17 protein-coding genes are annotated in these 21,900 nt (G+C 35.8%); 8 read left to right on the top strand and 9 right to left on the bottom strand.

The window, feature by feature from the left end:
• Positions 1-47 precede the first annotated feature (47 nt).
• Positions 48-443 carry a hypothetical protein gene (locus tag TERY_RS13535; protein ID WP_370495453.1) on the top strand — a complete coding sequence of 132 codons (396 nt, stop codon included), beginning with the start codon at positions 48-50 and terminating at the stop codon, positions 441-443.
• Between the two features lie 252 nt (positions 444-695).
• Positions 696-929, top strand: a complete 234-nt coding sequence (locus TERY_RS13540) for a hypothetical protein (protein ID WP_044136815.1) — start codon at positions 696-698, stop codon at positions 927-929.
• Between the two features lie 1,063 nt (positions 930-1,992).
• Here TERY_RS13540 and TERY_RS13545 read toward each other — a convergent pair.
• The 8 genes from TERY_RS13545 to TERY_RS33130 form a co-directional block, all read right to left on the bottom strand.
• Positions 1,993-2,664 carry a 2OG-Fe dioxygenase family protein gene (locus tag TERY_RS13545; RefSeq protein ID WP_011612357.1) on the bottom strand — a complete coding sequence of 224 codons (672 nt, stop codon included), beginning with the start codon at positions 2,662-2,664 and terminating at the stop codon, positions 1,993-1,995.
• Positions 2,665-3,419: 755 nt separating this feature from the next.
• A complete protein-coding gene (locus TERY_RS13550) occupies positions 3,420-4,184 on the bottom strand; it encodes an aldolase/citrate lyase family protein (protein WP_011612358.1) in 765 nt (254 codons plus the stop codon).
• A 975-nt stretch (positions 4,185-5,159) separates the two neighbouring features.
• Positions 5,160-6,686, bottom strand: coding sequence for a glycoside hydrolase family 10 protein (locus TERY_RS13555; RefSeq protein ID WP_044136816.1), 1,527 nt, complete (start codon positions 6,684-6,686; stop codon positions 5,160-5,162).
• Between the two features lie 117 nt (positions 6,687-6,803).
• The gene (locus TERY_RS13560) at positions 6,804-7,469 is read right to left on the bottom strand and encodes a hypothetical protein (RefSeq protein WP_011612360.1); all 666 of its coding nucleotides are present in this window, start codon (positions 7,467-7,469) and stop codon (positions 6,804-6,806) included.
• Positions 7,470-7,765: 296 nt separating this feature from the next.
• Positions 7,766-7,999 carry a hypothetical protein gene (locus TERY_RS36960; protein WP_370495457.1) on the bottom strand — a complete coding sequence of 78 codons (234 nt, stop codon included), beginning with the start codon at positions 7,997-7,999 and terminating at the stop codon, positions 7,766-7,768.
• Complete coding sequence (locus tag TERY_RS13565) at positions 7,984-9,582, bottom strand: ABC transporter substrate-binding protein (RefSeq protein WP_370495459.1); 1,599 nt, start codon at positions 9,580-9,582, stop codon at positions 7,984-7,986. Before TERY_RS13565 ends, TERY_RS36960 begins: the two co-directional genes overlap by 16 nt.
• Complete coding sequence (locus TERY_RS13570) at positions 9,576-9,911, bottom strand: hypothetical protein (protein WP_011612361.1); 336 nt, start codon at positions 9,909-9,911, stop codon at positions 9,576-9,578. The genes TERY_RS13565 and TERY_RS13570 overlap by 7 nt, the downstream gene beginning before the upstream one ends.
• Before the next feature lie 200 nt (positions 9,912-10,111).
• A complete protein-coding gene (locus tag TERY_RS33130; RefSeq protein WP_155994430.1) occupies positions 10,112-10,267 on the bottom strand; it encodes a hypothetical protein in 156 nt (51 codons plus the stop codon).
• A gap of 238 nt (positions 10,268-10,505) precedes the next feature.
• On the opposite strand from TERY_RS33130, the gene TERY_RS13575 reads away from it, so the two are divergent.
• The 3 genes from TERY_RS13575 to TERY_RS13585 all read left to right on the top strand — a co-directional run bounded on the left by TERY_RS13575 (position 10,506) and on the right by TERY_RS13585 (position 16,430).
• Positions 10,506-11,861, top strand: coding sequence for an MATE family efflux transporter (locus tag TERY_RS13575; RefSeq protein WP_011612362.1), 1,356 nt, complete (start codon positions 10,506-10,508; stop codon positions 11,859-11,861).
• Positions 11,862-12,300: 439 nt separating this feature from the next.
• The gene (locus TERY_RS13580) at positions 12,301-14,430 is read left to right on the top strand and encodes a DNA-binding protein (protein ID WP_011612363.1); all 2,130 of its coding nucleotides are present in this window, start codon (positions 12,301-12,303) and stop codon (positions 14,428-14,430) included.
• 218 nt (positions 14,431-14,648) lie between these two features.
• Positions 14,649-16,430 carry an SUMF1/EgtB/PvdO family nonheme iron enzyme gene (locus TERY_RS13585; RefSeq protein WP_011612364.1) on the top strand — a complete coding sequence of 594 codons (1,782 nt, stop codon included), beginning with the start codon at positions 14,649-14,651 and terminating at the stop codon, positions 16,428-16,430.
• A gap of 211 nt (positions 16,431-16,641) precedes the next feature.
• On the opposite strand, the gene TERY_RS35120 is transcribed toward TERY_RS13585, so the two are convergent.
• Complete coding sequence (locus TERY_RS35120) at positions 16,642-16,908, bottom strand: hypothetical protein (protein ID WP_011612365.1); 267 nt, start codon at positions 16,906-16,908, stop codon at positions 16,642-16,644.
• 349 nt (positions 16,909-17,257) lie between these two features.
• Here TERY_RS35120 and TERY_RS13590 point away from each other — a divergent pair, with 349 nt between their 5' ends.
• From TERY_RS13590 to TERY_RS13600, 3 genes are all read left to right on the top strand, one after another.
• Complete coding sequence (locus TERY_RS13590) at positions 17,258-19,114, top strand: SUMF1/EgtB/PvdO family nonheme iron enzyme (RefSeq protein WP_011612366.1); 1,857 nt, start codon at positions 17,258-17,260, stop codon at positions 19,112-19,114.
• A 1,161-nt stretch (positions 19,115-20,275) separates the two neighbouring features.
• Positions 20,276-20,791 (top strand): cupin domain-containing protein, encoded by a 516-nt coding sequence (locus tag TERY_RS13595; protein WP_011612367.1) that lies wholly within the window; start codon positions 20,276-20,278, stop codon positions 20,789-20,791.
• Between the two features lie 826 nt (positions 20,792-21,617).
• Positions 21,618-21,830: a hypothetical protein gene (locus TERY_RS13600; RefSeq protein ID WP_044136817.1), complete on the top strand. Its 213-nt coding sequence runs from the start codon at positions 21,618-21,620 to the stop codon at positions 21,828-21,830.
• The last annotated feature ends 70 nt before the right edge of the window (positions 21,831-21,900 follow it).

Below are 21,900 nucleotides of genomic sequence, written 5' to 3' on the forward strand. Positions count from 1 at the left end.
AAGAAACATTCTACGTTGTATCTGCGGTCATTGAGTGGATTCGCGTTTTGCAAAAGTCACCAATGCTCCCTCGACTCAGTTATCGTATCACGACAGATGAGAAGTTATTTATTGAAGATATTCGCTGGGTTACGTCTAAGGTTTTCACGTTTAATACCCTAGAAGCAAATGTCTACCAGATAATTGATAGTCCCACTTCCTTGAAACAGGTTCTCAGAAAATTACGAGGAACTCCTGGTGAAGAACTGACAACTATAGAGGTTCAAGGAATTTTAGAGCGGTTTATCGAAGCAGAGTTAGTTCTCTACGATCGTACCTTTTATCTCAGCATTGCTATTCTCGATAGTGCAGTGGATCTCCCTACCAATTACACCGTCATCAGTTTGCGAGGGAACCTGCTAATTAACTCTCCCAAAAAGCTCAAAAGGCTAAAGTTCCCTTAAAAATTTAAGTCAGACTGGAGTAATATTATGAAAGGACTGGCTTTAGGATGAACGATCGCGGCTGTGGTTATTGTGGTTGTCGGGGTAAGTATGGCTATTTTCTTCTCCGTCTTCTGGAATCAAATGCAGATTAGTGGTATTGAACGTATCCAAGAGCTTTTCCCTAGGGAGGCAATTGTTCTTTCGGAAACAAGTGCCAATTTCTTGGGTTTGGAATCTCGCGGTTCCTTTCAAATTTGAGGAAATGGGGCATTGGTACTCACACCAAATGAATTGTGGTTTAGTCCCTTTATCAAACGTGATGATATTACTATCCCCACCCAAAGCATACAAGACGTTCATTTGGTTAATTCTCACTTAGGTAAACGAATTTTGGGACATCAATTAATTTATGTTCAATTTCAAATATCTGAGAGGAAAGATTCTGCGACTTGGTTAGTGGCTGATCCTGAGCAATGGAAAATGACAATTTTATCCCAGAATTGATATTTGAAGTACAGAATGTGGGAGCTTTCCAATGTTGATGGATACCTATTTAAACTTACTTACAGCGGTTTTCATTTTAGTAGAAAACAGTAGAGATGTTCCATGGAAAGTCCCTACAAGGTTTTGGTTGTGACAATGTAATTTATCCTGAAAAGCGCTGTATAATAGATAGGACTGACCCATAACCGCCGTCTCTAGTAGGGTTTAATTGCTATTTGCCCTCTAGAGATAGGTTATTATACTATTTCTCAAAAATAATACTATGCTTGATATTGCTATCATATATGTGTAAAAGAATATGTGTAAAAAAACTTTATATATGCGATCGCAAAAACTATGGCAAACATTATTGCTAATTTGCTTAGGAATGAGAATTTATTAACTTCGGTGATTTTCTCCACAGGAGCATTTCAGTGCCATACTCAAACGCCAATATTTGTGGATCATATTTTATCCCCATTCCTTAAACAGTCGGAGCAGGTCAATGAAAATTTCCCGGTATACTTGCTTTTTCTAATGCTTCAATGATGAACTGTTATCCTGTTAATGAAACTATAACATTATGGTTAATATTTAGTAGGATGAAACAAATTCTCAAAAGGTCTGGTAAATCTCTAAATACTATTGATTCAAGAATATCTAGTTTAACAATACACACCATGCTATTTACTGTTTTTCTATCTATTGAAGTAAAGCATTTTTTTTTGAGAAATAGTATAAGTGACTTTTTACTGAAAGGAGGCTGATCAGGTATCATCAAGGATATTAATTTTCAAAAAACTCCCATTACCAGTTTAATATATGATTATGATTTCATCTTGACAGAAATTTAATTTTAATGGCTACAATATCAAAAATTTATATAAATATGGGAAATATTGACATTTGCTGTCTTAAAAACAGTCATATCACATATAGTCAAGCGATCGCTCCACTAGAGTTGAAATAGAGTTTGGAGACCAAACCCCTATAGTTTTTTTCGCTAATTTTGTGAGGGGGGTTTGGAGACCAAAACTCTACAGTTGAAACATACTCTACTAATGCTTATCTCGTTCTTTCTTATTTAATGAATCAAACTAGGAGAAGTTAACACAAAGACATCCCGATATCCCATCTCTTCTATCACAGGTTTAATGGGAGTGGTAAAGTGGAAAAATTCATGGTCATTTGCCAGTAATAAATCTCCAGGATTGAGAATTTTACTAAATACTGGCTTTTCTTTTTTAGCAGTATAAAGATGAGTTGCACCCCCTTGAATATTATGTCTATTCACTACAAATATACCAATAAAATCTGTGCCATCTTGATGAATACCTTCTGGTGCTGGATTACCTAAACTATTAGGGTAGCAAATAGTTCTAATTTGATGTATTCCAATTTCTGCTTCTGGATGTATTTTGCAGGAATCACAGAAGGCTAAAATCATTTTTTTGAAGTTGTCTAAGGCAACAAGTTTATCATCTATTTCAGCATATTCTCTTTTAACATCCCCATAATTTGGAAGAGGATTATAATTTTTGCCTTGAAAAATATAACCATGAGGCTGCTTTATTACTTTTTCCCCTGAGAGAATAAAACGAGAAAGTCTTCTATAACGATACTTAGCTTTCATGTAGGGATCAACAGGAAGGTCGGCAAAAAACGGATCAAAACCTTCCATGCTAATTGAGTTTACTTTTTTATGAGTAAACATAAAAGCATAATCTAAATTAATTGATTCTAAAATTTTTTGCATATATATTTACCCCCCATTTTATTGAGTAAAAGTTGAGTTTTATATTGTTTATATTTTTATTATAGCTCGGCTTTATAAAAAGTACTGCTAAACAGTATACAAACTGTTAACTTTTATGAAAAAATGTATCCTATTACTCAAATAATCATTGATTTATCTTAGCTTGAATATTTATAAAAAAAAGAATTAGATTTTTATTTAAAAGATGTTTTCAAAGTTCCTGATGATGTATAAATAACTTTTTTATCCTCCACTATCTCCGTTAAAAGCTATTCCTGATCAAGAACTTATGAAAACTTTGTGGCTAGAAAGAGAGCATAGAGTAGGGGAGAAAGGAAAAAGGCATAGTAGCTATGCAAAACTACTTAAGTAATCAAAAAAAAGTATTCTTTATGCTAATAAATATATTTATCAAATATAGCTTAAAAATGAGAAATTTTAGGAGTTTACTTTTTTCAGAGTGGTTAGCAAGACTTGTCTTGATTTGTAACAGGTGTAACAGGACTTACGCAGTACTAATATATATAGTTTATTAGTGTATTGGGTAATTTATTCAGAGATTTACACTACAATTATATTCTGAGCGTAAGTCCTGTATAATTAATTAATTATCCGTAATATTAAAGTAACTTGATTTATGAATAGGCAGAAAAAAATGACTCCTTATTATGAATACTGAATGAATGTAAGAGAAAATAATTTATCCTGAAATATTACATCTAATAGCTAAAATATAGCATCTAAAATATAACACCTTATTTACCTCTTACCCCTTTAACTAAAGCTTGACAACCTTGGAGAAAAATACTCACATCTATACCTAATCCAATATACTGCACTCCACAGTCAATCCATTTTTTTGCTGCCTCAGAATTATTAGTAAAAGTACCGACAACTTTACCAGAACTCCGAATAATTTCTACCGCTTTTTGCATTAACTCAACTACTCGAATATCATTAACTTGACCAGGAATACCTAAAGACTGGGATAAGTCATAAGGACCGAGAAAAATCACATCAATCTCAGGAACTTTAACAATTTCTTCCATATTTTCGATGCCTTTTGTACCTTCTACATGAACTACAACTAAAGATTCTGCATTTAATTTATTAGTAATATTGCTACCTGCTGAAGTGTAAAGTCCTGCACGAGTTCCAAATGATAAACCACGGCAACCAATAGGATTATATTTAGCACTTTGTACTACTATTTCTGCATCACTTATTGTTTCTATTTGTGGAACTTGTACTCCCGTACTACCAATATCAAGAGCCCGTTGAATTTGTGCAGGATCGTTTTTGCTGACTCTGACAACAGGAGCAATACCTACACAGTCAGCAGCACGACAAAGGTCTTCTGCAACTAGAATATTTAAAGGTCCGTGTTCTAGGTCAATAACTACAAAATCAAATCCTGCTAGACCACAAATTTCTACGAATGCAGGGTAAGCACAATTCATAAAAGGTCCGAGTACAACTTCACCATTTTTTAGCTTTTGTTTGAGTTGATTTTTAGGCATGGTTAATTGAATATAAGCGAAAAACAATATTAGTAGAGTCTAGAATTTTGGTCTCCCAACTCTTATTTCAAAACCCTACCAGGAATTTTCAATTTTTGGAATATATATTACTAGTTATCAGTTATTAATTATCAATTATTAGTTGTTAGTTATTATAGCAATATATTAATCCTAAATGATTTTGAATATAAATGAGATGTCATGGAAAAGTACACTATGATTATAACTATTTAGCTAGAGATGATATTACAACCTTTGCTTTGCAAAATCAGAAATTGGACTATGGACTAAGCGAGTTTTTATATCATGTCCGGATCATCAGTAATCAATAAAGTATATAGTTTGTAGTAAGGCTTTTTGGGTAGATACAGTTATGTTTCTTGTTTTACGATGAACTTTAATTATAACTATTTAACTGTACATTATATTATACCCTGATTTAGTAAAACTCTTTATTGATTATTTGGAGCGATCGCTTTGGTTCACCCTTTAATTTTTTACCTTTTGACTTACCAAGCTTAGACTTAAATATTAACTACAGCTCATGACTGATCAACCAAATTTATGGAAAAAACCATTCAGATAAAGATTACGAAGAATTAACTCAGCATGCTTGCCTTGGTGATATAAATTAAAAGAGTTAACTAAACATACTCATCTGATATAACTCTGCTCATATCATGTTCAGGGCAAGCTGATATCATATGATTCATCAATACATACTAATTTGAAATACCCCCGATATTGGGCTTACACGACAATGCAAGATTTTTGAGCCTGGGAAAGCCCTAACCGCTGTTTTGAAAGAGGTTAAAGCCTTCCCCCTGTGTTGATAACAATCCAATTTTCTACATTAGAAGTGCCGAGTTATAGTTTCTGTCTAGTTATTGTCAACATTTAGGGCATGAATGCCACAGTTCGGACAAACTTTTAGAGACTTTATTCAGACATTCCCAACAATGTTGAAATGTACCTTTATTGCACCGTTACCACTTCTTCTAAACTTTCATTTGCCAACCTATCAACTGCCCGCAAAGCATAAGTTCCTGGGTTAACTCTCACCGCATTAGTAGCAGAATTTAATACTTGCAACAGCTCCCATTGATTACCATTTTGCTGATATAAAGCCCAAGAACGAACATCTTCAATATTATCAACATTCCAACTAATAACATCAGAATTAACCTGTACTCCCATAGGTGGTGCCGGAGGTTGGTTATCTAACCATGGCATCGCTGGAGGTAATGCTGGAGTTGGGTAAACATAATTTTTGAACACATTATTGACACCCGCCACATTATCTCGAAACATCTTCATACTATAAAAAATATTTCCCAAAGAAAGTTGACTCGCTCTCTGACGAGAAATTGCAACTTGTCTCTCAAACTCAGACACAGGCCAACCAGAAACTTGTAATTGACTTAAAAAGTTTCCCGCATAAATATGACGACGTTGGGGGTTTTGTTGCAACCACCAGTTTAACAACACTGGATAACTCTGTTTAGGCGGGTCGATGCGCCAATAAAGTTGAGGTGCCAAATAATCTACCCAACCTTTTGCTAACCATAACTTCACGTCAGCATATAAACTTTCATATTGATCTAAACCTACAATACCAGGAGGGTTACCAGGGCGATAAATTCCAAACGGACTGATGCCAAATTTGACATAAGGTTTCTCGGCATGAATACCTTGGTAGAGACGTTCCACCATATTATTCACATTCTGTCGTCGCCAGTTAGATAGAGAAAGAGTGCCACCAGATGCTTTATAACTATTGTAGGTTTGATAGTCAGGAAACTCTTGCCCACCTTGAGGATAGGGATAGAAATAGTCATCAAAGTGAACAGCATCAATATCATAACGGCGTACCACATCGATGATGGTGTTAAAAGTTTGGTCTTGAACTACTTTCGCTCCCGGGTCTAACCAAACATATTTGCCATATCTATAGGCATATTGGGGATATTTTACTGCTGCATGGTTAGAGGCAAAGGAACCATCATTAGGACTGAGTTGAGCACGATAGGGGTTAAACCAAGCATGGAGCTCAATGTTACGTTTATGACTTTCAGCGATCGCGAATTCTAGAGGGTCATAATAGGGTTGAGGAGGAGTTCCCTGTTTTCCAGTCAACCAACCACTCCAGGGTTCAATGGTGGAGTTATAGAAAGCGTCTCCATTGGGACGAACTTGTAATACTAAAGCATTAAGGTTTAGTTCCTGCATCCGGTTGAGGATGTTAAGTAATTCTGTTTTTTGTTGGGTAACGGGTAGGCCTGGTTGAGAAGGCCAGTCAATGTTAGCAACGGATGCTACCCAGACCCCACGAAATTCTCTAGGGGAAAAGGAGGAAGGTTGTTGAGCCCTGCTGGTGGGTAAATAGCTAGACATTTGAGTCAGAGTTAGTCCTAATATTAGGAAGCAACTCCAGAGGAGATTTTTGCGTCGAAAGTGAATGTTTTTGGGAATTTTAGCTAATAGTTTGCTGATTAAGTTCATTATTAAATAGTTTAAATAGTTTTGGTAATTTAACCTCATTTTACTGGATAGTCAACTTAATATTTAGGACTGATCCACGCAGATAAAATCATACACGAACTTTAGGATAGATACCTACTAATAAGTATAGTTATATTCATATTCATAATTATAAGAATCTTCAAAATTAGTACTGACTCCAACCCCATTATTATCAACAGTACATACAAACTTATTTCGTTCTCCATACAAATCTACCCATCCTTGCCACTCCCAACCTTTTCTAGTTTTTCTCACATCTTTTTGAGAAGACCAGTTCCCATGTTTCGGAAACCCCATTTCATATGCCATAAATTCTTGACAAGAAGTCACAACACTACTGGCATTCAAATTTTTAGATTCAGATAAATTATCAGGAAAACTATCAGGATATATTTCTTTTTTGTAGGGGTATGCTACGACTTCATTGTTGTCAACATTGCAGAGAAAATTATTTCTTTCCCCATCAAATTCTACCCAACCTTGCCATTGCCAACCGGATTGAGTTTTAGTTATATCTTCCACGGATGACCACTGACCATTTTTAGGAAATCCCATTTCATCTTCCATCAATTCTTGACAAGAACTTACCACATAATTGGCATCAATATTTGTTTGATAATAATTTTTTAATCTCATTTTTCTCTGATTCATTCTATTTGGATAACCATAGTTTCTCAGGTTAATATGACTATTATTACCAACATCACAGGCTGCTAGAAAAACAACTGTAGCTAATGTTATTACTAGTTTTGTTTTCTTCATATTTCCTCTGCCAAGAAATAAATCTTTTAATTATAATACCACTAAAAGAGGACTTACGCAACCAAACAAGAAACTGGGTTTATTGTCCTGATTATTGTTTTTTGCCCCTCACAAAACTTAGTCTCATAACCAGGTTTATGGGTAAGTCCTATAAAAGCTATTTTTGAAGAATATGGTTGGAAAAATAGGGAATATAGGGATAGGGAATAGGGATTAGAGAAAGTTTTATTAATTATCAAATTAAATCGGGAATGAGGAATTAGTGAAAACTAATAGTTGATAGCTAAATTCTTAACTTATTTATCCTTAATTTTCAATTCATAAATGTTCCAAAAAGCACCACTAAGAGCAGAAATTTTTAAATTATCAATATGATTACGAACTGCTTGGAGTGTTAGAGAATTGACTAAAAAAAATACAGGCAATTGTTCGGAAACAATTTGTTGAAACTCACCGTAAATTTCCCGACGTTTATCTTCATCTACAGTCTGATAAGCAGCAATAAACAAACGGTCTATTTTTTTTCCCAATCAGAAACTTGCCAATTTTTCATTCTTGATTCACCAGGTTTAGAACCTAGGTTAAACTGATGAAATGAACCATTACTTAACCAAAATAAGGATAGTAAATTAGGTTCAAAGTCAGCACCACGAACACCAAAAGCTCCGACATAACATTCCCAATCTCGACTATAGAATAGCTTTTGTGAAACAGTATTAAAGTTGAGTACTTGTAAATTAGCTTTAATCCCGATACGACTTAAGTCTTCTTTAATTTTAACTGCTGTATCTATACGTAGTTTGTCTTCAGATTTTACTAAAATTGTAAATTCTACTCGGTTACTATTCTCATCTAATAATTCATTGGCATTATTATATTGAAAACCAGAATTTAACAATAATTGTTTTGCCTTTTCAGGGTTATATTTATAGACCTTTAATCCTGCTTCTGGAGATAAGTAATAGGGGCTTTGTACTCCAAGAGGAGAATGTTGTATTTTCCCCAAACCTCGATAAATAGTATTATTAATTTGTTGGCGATTAATAGCATAAGCAACTGCTTGCCGAAAGGCTAAATTATTAAACCAACGAGACTTAATAGGGTCTAAAAGAGGTTTTCCTTCTGAATTTTTACCTTGATTAAGATTAAAACCAACAAATCTATAGCCTAGAGCACTGCTATTATAAATCTTATATTTACCTCGTTTTTCTTCTCGCTTAAGTAATTGAAATGCTTCGGGATCTACTCCAATACTATCTAATTCTCCTGAACGAAATCTGATTAATTGATTATCAGTTGATGGAATAATTTCAATGATAAGTTGATCAATATAGGGAAGAGAATTACCGGCTGAGTCTTTACGCCAATAGAAAGGATTTTTTTCTAAAATTATTCTTTGGGAAGGAATATAATTTGCTAGTTTAAATGCACCGTTACTAATAATTTTTTGTGGCTGTGTATTTGTATTCCAGGTTGATAAAAATAGAGGTTTACCATCAGCATCAGTTGAGAAAATAGTATCCCGCAAAGCATGAGCTGGTAAAATTTTTAATTTTTCTACATATCTGATAAATGGGGCAAAAGGTTCGGGCAAAATAAATTCTACTCGGCGCCGATCTATTTTTTTAACTGAGGGAAAAGCACCACTACTGCCAATTCTTAAAAAGTCTCTGTAGATAGTGGGAATTTTGGGGTTGAGATAAATATCTTGATAGGTAAAGATAACATCATCAGCAGTAAGAGGTTTTCCATCAGACCATTTTAATTTTGACCGCAAAGTAAAGATAATCCGCTTTTTATCTTCAGACAAAACCCAAGATTCTGCTAAGGCAGGTTCTAATTCTCCAGTTAAGCCATTTTCTGATATTAATCCTTCGTAAATAAATCTAAAAATTTCGTATGGAGAACGAGATATGGCATAGTTAAAAGTGTTAGGTGGACTAGGGTTAACTAAAACTAATCTTGAGTTATTATTCTCATAGTTTAACAATTTTGGCTGACAACCACTGGTCAGAATTAATAAACAACATAATATAACTCCTACTAAAAAACGTACTACCCTAGAAATAGTAAACCGATGAATGTCTTGATTTTTGTTTGGAATTTCTAGCATTTGTTGAAGTTACTAAATAAAAGTTTTCTGGTTGAGATTATTTGAAATTTATTAAGGACTTGTGTAAAAATCAACCAAGTCAATAAAAGCCGAATTTTTGGGTCTAAAGAAAGCGATCGCCAAATAACAAACTCAAACTTATCCTTGATTTTTTCAGTAAGTTTAACAGAAAGAAAATTCTTGCCGATACCTTTTAAACCAAAAATAGTTACTAAACGAAACTTATCTTCAAGGATCCATCTTGTTAGTATTTCTAATTCTTCTTCTATCATAACAAAAGAACTTATATTGGATCTACCACTCCAAACAACTTCATTTTCTGTTTTCATTTTATTAGGTCTATTTTTTTCTTTTTCTATGTCATAGTTACCTCCCTTTTTTTTTGCCTGATAATTAATTTTTTTTGACCTGATATTGAGTTAAAAATTGTTGTTGTAACCACTGCAGTTTAATTGCTCTTTTTTTCTCTCGGTGCGACTTTAAGCTTCTCATAAACAAAATTCATGTGCTTGCTTACCCTCCCAATATCCTAACCTTTTTCATCAACTATTTCCTGGTAAGACTTACTTAACAAAAGAGCCGACATAATGGCTATATCATCTTTTTTAACACCATATTCAAAGGCATATTGCTCAATAAATTTCTCGGGAAAATACTGAAAATAGTCACCCGTACTTTCCTTCACAATATTTATTCACTTTAATTCTCTTCTACTTCTTTTAAAATCATAACTGACTAACTGCAAAACAAAAGCTGTCAACAGTTTCAGGAAGATAGTTTAAAAATGTCCTCAAGACTTGTATAGCCCTATACACTCTCTCTGCTTATTGTTTGTGTTGTGGAAAATTTAGATGCAGTTGCCCAAAATGAAAAATAAATGGTAAAGTTTTGTAAATAACATTAAGAAATATTATTGCTGAAAAATGAAACAAAAACTAACAGAAGGTAAAATAAGCACACTCTTACTAAAGCTAACACTGCCGACAGTTTGGGGAATTTTGGCGCTGCTAGGTTTCAGTATTATTGATACCTACTTTGTCGCTCAACTGGGAACAAAAGAGCTAGCAGCAATAAGCTTCACATTCCCAGTAATAACATTCTTAAATAGTGTATCAATAGGTCTGGGAATAGGTGTTAGTTCTTGTATTTCAAGGGCTATTGGAAAGCGCGTTCAAACTCCTGTCCTCGATCGCGATGACTATAAAGTTAAGCGACTTACTACAGATAGTTTAATTTTATCTTTACTAGTAGGGGCAATTTTAGTCATTCTAGGTTTAGCAACTATTGAGCCGCTATTTACTGCTCTAGGGGCAAAAGCAGAAACTTTGCCTCTAATTCGACAATATATGAAAACTTCGTATTTAGGAGGAATTTTTGCAGTAGTGCCAATAGTTGGTAATAGTATTATTCGCGCTACTGGTAATACATTCGTTCCCAGTGTGGTGATGACTGTAGCAGGTATTGTTAACCTTGTGCTAGACCCAATACTAATTTTTGGAGTCGGTCCAATTTCAGGGATGGGGTTACAAGGAGCGGCGTTGGCAACGGTTATTAGTATGGTAGCTACCTTAGCAGCTTCTTTGTTTTTTCTGCACTATCACCAACAAATGATCTGTTGGAAGCTGCCTAGCTTTAAGCTTCTTCTCCGAAATTGGCAAAATATCCTTTCTATAGCTATACCTAATATAGGTCAAAATATAATCATACCAATTTCTGTCAGCTTTATTACTAGTTTGATAGCAACTTATGGCACTGCAGCAGTGGCAGCTTTTGGCATTGCTTCTAAGATAGAGGTATTTTGTTTTATAGTATTTTTGGCATTATCCAGTAGCTTTATTCCTTTTGTGGGGCAAAACTGGGGAGCAAAACAGTATAACCGTGTGTATTTAGGTGGGAACTTAGGGTTTAAGTTTAGTCTTTTTTGGGGAGCTATAATAGCGATCGCTTTAGCTATAGGCGGGAGTTGGTTAGTTTCAATATTTGATTCAGATCCCGAAGTTATCGAGGTCGCTACTAAATATCTACTGATAATGCCTATTAGTTATGGTACCCTTGGGATCACGTTAATTTCTAGTGCAACTTTCAATGCTCTGGGAAAACCTTTACCTTCTGTAATGATGAGTCTCATAAGAGTGTTATTTTTGTATGTACCTTTAACATATTTGGGAAGTTGGTTATTGGGTATCAATGGTATTTTTTATGGGACTTGTTTTGCGAATTTAGTAGTTGGTATTGGAGCTTATTTTTACTTTAATAAAACTTTTAAATTCAACAATTAAAAATAGGCCAAAAAAATGTTTTTTAACAGTAATTTTAGCTCACATTTAAAAGTGAAAATCAGCATTAACTAATGAATATATAACCTTTTCAAAGGTACTTTTTACTCAAAAATAGATACAGCAATTTTTTTTATTTTTTTTATTGATAATCTATAATTATGAGCAGCAAAATCTAATTAGAAAAAGTTTTAGTCAACAATACTTATCCCTGATAAATTCCTTTAAGCATTATATTTTTAGATGACTCATAGTCAGGTTTTAGCCCCAACATAAATATGGGAAATACTAAAACCTAACTACAAAAAAAATAAACAGCTAATAGACTAAACTTTATTCTGAGTCTTTCAATAAAATTTTAGAAAAAAATTATTAACAAAATTAAAAAACTCAAGCTATACTATAAACTGTAAAACACCCTTAGAAAACTTACCCAAACCCCATGCGGTTGCAACGTCAGTTCAGTGAACAAATTATAACCTTGGATACCCAAAACCCCATTGGTGGGGGTGGTGAAGGTCGTATCTATCCTGTGCTCAAAAACCCCTCCTTAGTGGCCAAAATTTACCATAAACCGACAGACGAGGACGCCGATAAACTGACCGTAATGTTCTCTCATCCACCAGATGTACCCATAGGAAGCGGACATGCAGCGATCGCATGGCCTATAGATCTATTGCGCACTACTAATAACAAACATCAAATAGTTGGTTTTTTAATGCCTCGGGTTTCCAGAGCACAACCCCTACATATATTCTATAACCCTCGCAACCGTCGAGAACAAAAACCTCTTTTCAACTATCGTTACCTCCATCGCACAGCTCGTAACTTCGTCGCAGCCGTGAACGCTTTACATAACAGTGGATATACTATTGGTGACATCAATGAATCAAATATTCTCGTCACCGATACTGCTCTTGTTACCCTAGTTGACACAGACTCCTTTCAAGTGCGCGACCCCTACACCAAAGAAATTTACCGTTGCCCCGTCGGCAAACTAGAATTTACTCCCCCAGAACTACAAGGTCAGAGTTTCCGGAAAATTGACCGCAAACCTGAACATGACCTATTTGGCATGGCAGTATTAATATTTCAACTTTTGATGGAGGGAACTCACCCTTTTGCAGGAATTTACAAAGGTAGAGGAGAACCCCCCAACCTTGAAGCTCGGATCCAGGCTGGTCATTTTCCCTATAGTCAAAAGCGAGTTCCCTATCGCACGACTCCAACGGCACTACATTGGGAAATTTTACACCCCACTATACAAGAGCTATTCATTAACTGTTTTGAGTTAGGGCATGAACGCCCAGAGTTGCGCCCAGATGCTAAGGCTTGGTTACAGGGGTTGCGAGAGTCAGAAGATAGTCTAGTGCACTGTCAAAAAAATCATCAGCATTGGTATGGAAACTACCTAAAGTCTTGTCCTTGGTGCGCGCGGACTAAACTTTTAAAAGGACGAGACCCTTTTCCATCAAGGGAAGCAGTTAGAAATAAGCAACATTTGGAACCTGCTCTCAAAAAAGGGAAACTTTTACCTTTAAAGTCACCAAAAGCTACTCCTTCTCAAAAACCAGCTCCACCAAAACCAATTGTGATCACTCGACCCATGGGGCAATATCAACCTTTACTGACTCCTGTTGTTACTAAATTTAAGCCCCCCTCTTTACCAATAATTCCTTTGCCAGGGGGTGGTAAAGGTCTTCTTGGTATTGCTCAAGATGCTATTTTTGGTGGTTTTTGGGGAGTTTTGCTGGCGGCGGCAGTAGCAGGTCTGGTCTTAGGCATAGTTAACAGTAGCATTGCTATTTTAGGTGGTGTTGTTATGGGAATATTTTGGGGTGCTTTTTTCGCGATCGCTTGCCAATATGTTATCCCTATGAACTCATCTAGTGCTAGTTTAGGTTTAACAGGGGGGCTCTGGGGAGGGTTTCTGGCTGCTGCTATTACTGGTGCTGTTTATGGAATAGGTAACCGTCTTGGTGCATTTGGCCAAGCAGTCGTATTAGGAGGATTTTTAGGTACTATTTGGGGTAGTGTTTGGAGTTATTTTAAACCACCTTTAGCGTTTCCTGTTCCTGGGCGAGTTTTGGGTAGACGAGGTTTATTTTTAGGTGTAATTTGGGGTGCTTTTTTAGGTACAGTTATTGGAGCTATTTTAGCTGGAATTTTTGTCTTTCAGGAAGCTATGAATGATAATAGTAATTCTTGGGATGAATTGGTATCTATATTAATAAGTAGTATGATTTCGGCAATGGGTGTCGGTGCTATGGGTGGAGTTATAGGGGGTGTAATTTTAGGACCAATTTTAGGTGCTCCTACTTTGCCTTTGTCTAATAATTTATCCGGGGCTAGAGGTGCTTTATTAGGTGGAATTTGGGGGTGTTTTTTAGGTACAATTATTGGCATAATTTGCGGTGGTTTTTTACCACAAATAGTGTCAATAGACTTAGTAGAAATTATGCGAGTTAATGGAGACTGGACTTCAATTTTTTCAACAATTTTTGGAGCTGGTTTAGGTGCTCTTTGTGGCTGTTTTTCTGGGGCAACTTGGGGTTCTATGGGGAAATGGTAATTAATAGTAAGTCTGGTTTACAAAAGTTTATTAAAAAGGTAAGCCAGAAGCCAGGAGCCTGGAGTCAGGAGCTAAGACTCAGGAACTAGGAGCGGGAAAGCTGTCTATTTGTGTCACAAATTTGCTGTATAAAATTAATAATCTAAAATATTACTTACTTTTGCCTGAGCATTTAAGTGTTTATAATTAATAACAAATAATTGATAATTCAAAAAATTATGCAGTCTGAACAAATTCTGAGAAACCGTTATAAAGTCATTAAATCTCTAGGAACTGGAGGGTTTGGCTATACCTACTTAGCTGAAGATCTAGACTTACCCGGATATCCCAAATGCGTGGTCAAACATCTGAAGCCAAAAAGCCCGGACTCTACAGTTCTAAATATTGCTAGAAAGTTATTTCTAAGAGAAGCAGATATCTTATACAAATTAGGTAATGACTCAGACCAAATACCAAGATTATTTGCCTATTTCCAAGAACAAAGAGAATTTTATTTAGTACAAGAATATATAGAAGGGCAAGATATAAGTCGGGAGCTGACTCCGGGAAAAAAATTAAGTGAGTCTGACACTATTGCTTTACTCAAAGGAATATTAGAAGCATTAACAGTTGCTCATCAAAATAATGTAATTCACCGAGATATTAAACCCCAAAATTTGATGCGCCGTAGGTCAGACAATAAAATAGTATTAATAGACTTTGGGGCGGTAAAAGAAATAGATGTATTGACTATAAACCAACAAGGTGCAACAACTTTAACTGTTGCAGTGGGAACTCCTGGCTATATGCCCAGCGAACAAAGCAATGGTAAACCGAAGCTCAGTAGCGACATATATGCAGTAGGAATGGTAGGGATAAGAGCATTGACAGGTAAGGAACCCCAGAGTTTACTCACAGACCCCAAAACAGGAAATGTGATCTGGCGAAATGAAGCTCAAGTAAGCAACCGTCTGGCAGATATACTAGATAAGATGGTGCATGAATATTTTCCCCAGCGTTATGAAAATGCCATGGAAGTCTTAGATGTTTTACAAGAAGCGAGGAAAAAACCTAACCCACCTAAGCCAACACAGAGACCAGCGGCAGAAAGCACACTCAACGTCAACCCATCCCAACCCCGGGGTCAAGGAGGAAGTTGGTTTGCGGGGAGATTTTTCAATCAAAAACCAGCAAAAATTTCTATTCAGACATTTACTACTGTCACAGTTAACCGAAGAGGAGAAATAATAAGTCGCGCTCAAGGTCAAGCAGAAGTAATAACAGAAAATATTGGTAATGGAGTTTCTCTAGAAATGGTAAAAATTCCCGGAGGTAGGTTTTTGATGGGGTCTCCAAAGAAAGAAGCAGAAAGACTTGACAAGGAAGGTCCGCAACATTATGTAGATGTGCCAGAATTTTTGATGGGAAAATATGCAGTTACTCAAGCACAGTGGGAAGCAGTTATGGGAAATAACCCTGCTAGGTTTAAAGGTGCAAACCGTCCTGTGGAAAAAGTAAGTTGGAATGATGCGACAGAATTTTGTCGGAAACTCTCACGAATAACAGGAAAACAATATAGTCTACCCAGTGAGAGCCAATGGGAATATGCTTGTCGAGCCCGAACAACAACACCATTTTATTTTGGAGAAACTATAACGCCTGAGTTAGTTAACTACGATGGCAACTATACTTATGCTGATGCTCCGAAAGGAAAATATCGAAAAGAAACAACAGATGTGGGAATTTTTCCACCGAATGCATTTGGTTTGTACGATATGCATGGGAATGTGTACGAGTTTTGTCAGGATGTTTGGCATGAAAACTATAATGGAGCACCTACTGATGGCAGTGCCTGGGAAACTGGAGGTGATAGTAGTAGAAGAGTCTGTCGTGGCGGCTCCTGGGTCAACTATCCTGGGAGGTGTCGCTCTGCGGACCGCATCAACTATGACTCGGTCGGGGCGGACTACATCGGTATTGGTTTTCGTCTTGTGAGTTTCCCCCCCAGGACTTTTGAATAGCCCTTTGCCCTTTTGCCCTCTTGCCCTTTGTGGTTCATTCCCGCTCTGCGGGAAAAATTTTTTTAGACTCAGAGACAACGTAACAAATTATAAAAAACAAATATAAGCAAACACTGTTAACCCCCTATAATATTAGGCTGATGAAACATGTAGTGTGTAGTAGAACTTTGGCCCTACCCATAGAACCACATCTTGTAGTCAAGAGAACTTATTAGGTTAAATAAAACATGACAGCATCAGTGTTATTTAGCATTATTGTAGGGGGTTTCTGGCATTTGCCCATAGCCATTGCATAATGAACCACAGAATAAGACCCTTCAGAACCCAGGGCATTTGATATGAGATAAAAATTCCCCAGTAGCGATCGCCGCTCAAAAAAACAGTCAAACAATACATCCAACTTTTGCCCATCCAGGAACTTCAAAAGACAACTGATAAGATAAAAATTCCCCAGTAGCGATCGCCGCTCAAAAACCAATCAAATAATACATCCAACCTTTACCCTACTAGGAACCTCAACAGATAACTCATTAATTTTTGGGAGCTAGCAACAGTGCTATTGGTAACTATTTATCCCAGGTAAGTTGGGGAGCTATGGGGAAAAAGTGATAAACACTACATCTAGTTAACATCAGAAAATTTATTAAAAAGGCAAAAAAAACCGCCAAAAGACAAAAATTAGCAGCCAGAAGACAAAAAAATCTCAACACCACCCATCCGTCTCACAAATATGCTGTATAAAATTAATAATCTGAAACATTATCTACTGCTAGCCGATCATCAAAACCTTTATAATTAAAAATAAACAATTGATCACTCAAAAAACTATGCAGTCTGGAAAAGTCCTGAGAAACCATTATAAAATCATTAAATCTATTAACAATGGAGGGTTTGGGGATACCTACTTAGCTCAAGATATAGACTTACCAGGATATCCAAAATGTGTCGTCAAACACCTTAAACCAAAAAACTTAGATCCTAGAGTTCTAAATGTTGCTAGAAAACTATTTGAAAGAGAAGCAGACACCTTATACAAACTAGGCAACGACTCAGACCAAATACCAAAATTACTTGCCCATTTCCAAGAACAAAGAGAATTTTACCTAGTACAAGAACATATAGAAGGGCAAGATATAAGTCGGGAGATGACTCCCGGAAAAAAATTAAGTGAGTCTGACACTATTGCTTTACTCAAAGGAATATTAGAAGCATTAACAGTTGCTCATCAAAATAATGTAATTCACCGAGACATTAAACCCCAAAATTTGATGCGCCGTAGGTCAGACAATAAAATAGTATTAATAGACTTTGGAGCAGTCAAAGAAATAGACGTATTGAGTACAGACCAAAACGGTCAAACAATTTTAACCGTTGCAGTGGGAACCCCTGGTTATATGCCCAGCGAACAAAGCAATGGTAAACCGAAGCTCAGTAGTGACATATATGCAGTAGGAATGGTAGGGATAAGAGCATTGACAGGTAAAAAGCCCCAGAGTTTACTCACAGACCCCAAAACAGGAAACGTGATCTGGCGAAATGAAGCTCAAGTAAGCAACCATCTGGCAAATATACTAGATAAGATGGTGCATGAATATTTTCCCCAGCGTTATGAAAATGCCATGGAAGTCTTAGATGTTTTATTAGGAGCAAAAGGAAAAATAAACCCACCTAAACCAAAACAGAGACCAACAGCAAAAACGACAGTAAACGTCAACCCATCCCAACCCCTCCCTAATAACACCATAACACAACTAAGAGATCCAGCAGAAAGTAAGTTGATGGGGAGATTTTGCAATCAAAAACCACCAAAAACCCTCACTCAGAAATTTACTACCGTCACAGTTAACCGTCAAAAACCACCAAAAAATTCTATTCAGACATTTACTACTGTCACAGTTAACCGAAGAGGGGAAATAATAAGTCGTACTCAAGGTCAAGCAGAAGTAATAACAGAAAACCTAGGTAATGGAGTTTCTCTAGAAATGGTAAAAATTCCCGGAGGTAGTTTTCTGATGGGTTCTCCAAAAACAGAAGCAGGAAGATATGACGATGAAGGTCCGCAACACTATGTAAATGTGCCAGAATTTTTCATGGGAAAGTATGTAGTTACTCAAATACAATGGCGAGCAGTTATGGGAAATAACCCTTCTTGTTTTCAAGGTGCAAGTCTTCCTGTGGAAAGAGTAAGTTGGGATGAAGCGAAAAAATTTTGTCAGAAACTCTCACAAATAACAGGAAAAAAATATAGTTTACCCAGTGAGAGTCAATGGGAATATGCTTGTAAAGCCGAAACAACAACACCATTTTATTTTGGAGAGACTATAACCTCTGAGTTAGTTAACTATTATGGCAACTTTACTTATGCTGATGCTCCCAAAGGAACATATCGAAAAAAAACAACAAACGTAGGAATTTTTCCACCCAATGCATTTGGTTTATATGATATGCATGGTAATGTCTGGGAGTGGTGTGCCGATGAATGGCATAACAACTATTATGGTGCTCCTACAGATGGTAGTGTTTGGCTAAATGGAAATGAAAACCTCTCACCGCAGCGGGGTGGTTCCTTAGTCAACTATCCTGATCTTTGCCGTTCTTCGTTTCGCCTCTACTTCAATAGTCGTGGCGAACGCAGCAGCACTACAGGTTTTCGCGTTATCTGCGATATCGGGAGAACTCTTTGACCCTTTTCTCTTTTTCCCTTTTGCTCTTTATCCTCTCTTTTTCTTTTTCCTTCCCTGGTGCTCTGGAAAAAAAAATTTTTTTTGAGATATTGAAACTAAGTAACAAATTATCAAAAAAAATTAGAGGCAAAAGCTGTTAAACCCCTATAATACCGACTCATCAATATAGTGTGTAGTAAAACTTTTGCTCTACCTATAGCACTACCTCTTGTGGTCAGTAAAGTTATTGGGTTAGATAAAACATGGTAGCATCCGTATTATTTAGCATTATTGTAGGAGGTTATGGCATTTGCCCATAGCCATTACATAATGAAGCAAGGAATAATATAGCTTTGAACCTAGGGGACTTGATATTAAATAAATTTTCCCCAGTAGCGATCGCCATCAAAAATTAATCAAATATAACTTCAGGCTAAAGCTCTACTACGAACTTCAACTTACAACTCATCAGATAAATTTTAGATAAATTTTAGATAAATTTTCCCCAGTAGCGATCGCCACTCAAAAATTAATCACACATCACTTCAGGCTAAAGCTCTACTACAAACAAAAAACTTTTTTATTAATAAAAAAACCTTTGACTAAGAATTAGAACTTATAGTTTTTGGGAAACAGTAACAAAATAATTGAACTCAGAAATAGTCACAAAACCCCAACTAGAAAACACCATTGATCTTTCTAATATCATTTATGTAATTATTTAGCAGTTTTCCAGAGTCATCACAGTTATTCCCCTCCTATTATACCATTAGAACATCAATTATTTAGCCGAAAGCATCTAGAGTATTTTTCAGTATAGTTCTGTACTTTAGGTACTTTAGATAGTTAAAAATCTTAACTACTCCGGCTAATAATATATGATAAAATAGGAAAGCCATCAACTCCCCTTATGTTCCAGTGTGATCAGAAACAAAACTAATCAAAAATTAGCCTTATGATCATAAACATTTCACATAAACCAAATTTCTCCGCTATATTTACACCAATGCTACCAGACTAGACATCAATAGTGTTACTAGTCCCCTAGCTTGCCATTTAGCCTACCTTTTCAACAAACCTCCTTTATCAACCCAACATAAGCATAATATTTTTGTCTAGTGTATCAAACTCATGTTAAAAAGATAAAGTACAGCTAAAAAACTTATAAGTAGGAAACTAAAAATGCCCGAAAAAAATCAATTGATACAAAATTTATTAGAAAACTTACAACTATTACCCCATCCAGGAGGTGGGTTTTATAAAGAAGTATATCGTAGTCAAGGGATCATTCCTAAAACAGCATTAAGCCAAAAATTTTCAGGCGATCGCTCATATTGTACCAGTATTTATTCTTTATTAACCTCAGAAGACTTTTTTGGCTTTCATAAAGTCAAGCAAGATGAGATATACCATTTTTATGGAGGAAGTTCACTTACCGTTCATACTATCAGCCAAGAAGGAAACTATCTTAAGCGTAAACTTGGTATGGATCTAGAGAATGGAGAACAACCCCAATTAGTTATTCCTGCCGAATGTTGGTTTGCTTCTAACGTAGAAGCAGAATATTCCTACGCTTTGATAGGTTGTACAGTAGCTCCAGGATTTCATTTTGATGATTTTGAGTCAGCACAAAGAAAAACACTATCAGAGAAATATCCTCAACTGAAAGATATTATCCATAAATTTACTAAAGAATAAAAAAATATCCCACCGTTTCATCATACAATTATCCCTATTAGGGATAATACTAGAAAATTAAACCCTCACCCCTTTAGAAAAAAGTACTCAGAGATTTTTTAGTGAGCCAAGCAATAGTAGATGTATACCACAGTTAGAACATAGTTTGATAATTAAAATACTATTCGTCTCAAACTTTCAGGACTCACACAAAAACACTAACTGTCTCCCGTAAGAGCCTCCCATCAGTACCTTTTTTTTTACTATGCCTCCTGCCTCCTGCCTCCTGCCTTGATCCATATATCCATCCTCAATTTAAGAACCATTCACCCCAGTCTGTAACTTATCCCTCCACAGCCTGAAAACCCCTTGAAACAGCAAGTTACTAGTGCACATAGTTTTCCTGGCTTCATCGTAACATTAAAATCTCTATCTACATGAAACCCACAAGCAGCAAACAATTAATCAGGAAAGATACCCCTCATGCTCCTGCCAATATTCTTTCTTACTAGTCGTTAGCATTTCACTTATCTTTATTTATTTCATTAAAAGCGATCGCTTGTCTCCCCTCATAAATTAGAAATAAACCCACAATATCACCACGAATATTTAATTATTTAAACTATATTAAATTTTTTAGTTAGCACCTTACGCTAAACTGTAATTAAGAATAAGTGAAAACCTTTAGTTGTATAGCTTAATACTATAATGATTAATTCGCAGTACATCTCAACACCTTTCAAAAAAAATAGTATATATTGAAAATGTAACCAGATTTAAAATAACTTTGACAATTTAAAAAAGTTGTATTAATCTGACGAAACTCTGACCAAGAGGATAAAAATCAATGGAATTAGATGTAATTTATAACCAACAAGAATCAGGCTTTCTACAGTTAACAATTACTGAATATTTTCAACGGTCTACTAAAGGTCAATGGAATTCCCTAGGACGTCATAGCGTTTTGCGGATATTAAAATCTAACTCTCCCTCTACTTCTACCCCCCTCAATAGGGGAAAGAAAAAACGAGATTATCAGTTTAAAACTTTTACCCTTTAGCAATATGTTTTAGTAACGTGAAGAACTATCTCATATTATCAGTATAATAATATTCCTTACAAGTCATTCT

Source organism: Trichodesmium erythraeum IMS101 (assembly GCF_000014265.1).
Taxonomy (GTDB): domain Bacteria; phylum Cyanobacteriota; class Cyanobacteriia; order Cyanobacteriales; family Microcoleaceae; genus Trichodesmium; species Trichodesmium erythraeum.

What these genes read in the sequence shown, in the direction of transcription:
- TERY_RS13565 (WP_370495459.1), bottom strand. Translation starts at nt 9,582, where the DNA reads ATGCTAGAAATTCCAAACAAAAATCAAGACATTCATCGGTTTACTATT.
- TERY_RS13580 (WP_011612363.1), top strand. Translation starts at nt 12,301, where the DNA reads ATGCGGTTGCAACGTCAGTTCAGTGAACAAATTATAACCTTGGATACC.
- TERY_RS13600 (WP_044136817.1), top strand. Translation starts at nt 21,618, where the DNA reads ATGGAATTAGATGTAATTTATAACCAACAAGAATCAGGCTTTCTACAG.
- TERY_RS13595 (WP_011612367.1), top strand. Translation starts at nt 20,276, where the DNA reads ATGCCCGAAAAAAATCAATTGATACAAAATTTATTAGAAAACTTACAA.
- TERY_RS13570 (WP_011612361.1), bottom strand. Translation starts at nt 9,911, where the DNA reads ATGAAAACAGAAAATGAAGTTGTTTGGAGTGGTAGATCCAATATAAGT.
- TERY_RS13555 (WP_044136816.1), bottom strand. Translation starts at nt 6,686, where the DNA reads ATGAACTTAATCAGCAAACTATTAGCTAAAATTCCCAAAAACATTCAC.
- TERY_RS13545 (WP_011612357.1), bottom strand. Translation starts at nt 2,664, where the DNA reads ATGCAAAAAATTTTAGAATCAATTAATTTAGATTATGCTTTTATGTTT.
- TERY_RS13585 (WP_011612364.1), top strand. Translation starts at nt 14,649, where the DNA reads ATGCAGTCTGAACAAATTCTGAGAAACCGTTATAAAGTCATTAAATCT.
- TERY_RS13550 (WP_011612358.1), bottom strand. Translation starts at nt 4,184, where the DNA reads ATGCCTAAAAATCAACTCAAACAAAAGCTAAAAAATGGTGAAGTTGTA.
- TERY_RS13560 (WP_011612360.1), bottom strand. Translation starts at nt 7,469, where the DNA reads ATGAAGAAAACAAAACTAGTAATAACATTAGCTACAGTTGTTTTTCTA.
- TERY_RS13575 (WP_011612362.1), top strand. Translation starts at nt 10,506, where the DNA reads ATGAAACAAAAACTAACAGAAGGTAAAATAAGCACACTCTTACTAAAG.
- TERY_RS13590 (WP_011612366.1), top strand. Translation starts at nt 17,258, where the DNA reads ATGCAGTCTGGAAAAGTCCTGAGAAACCATTATAAAATCATTAAATCT.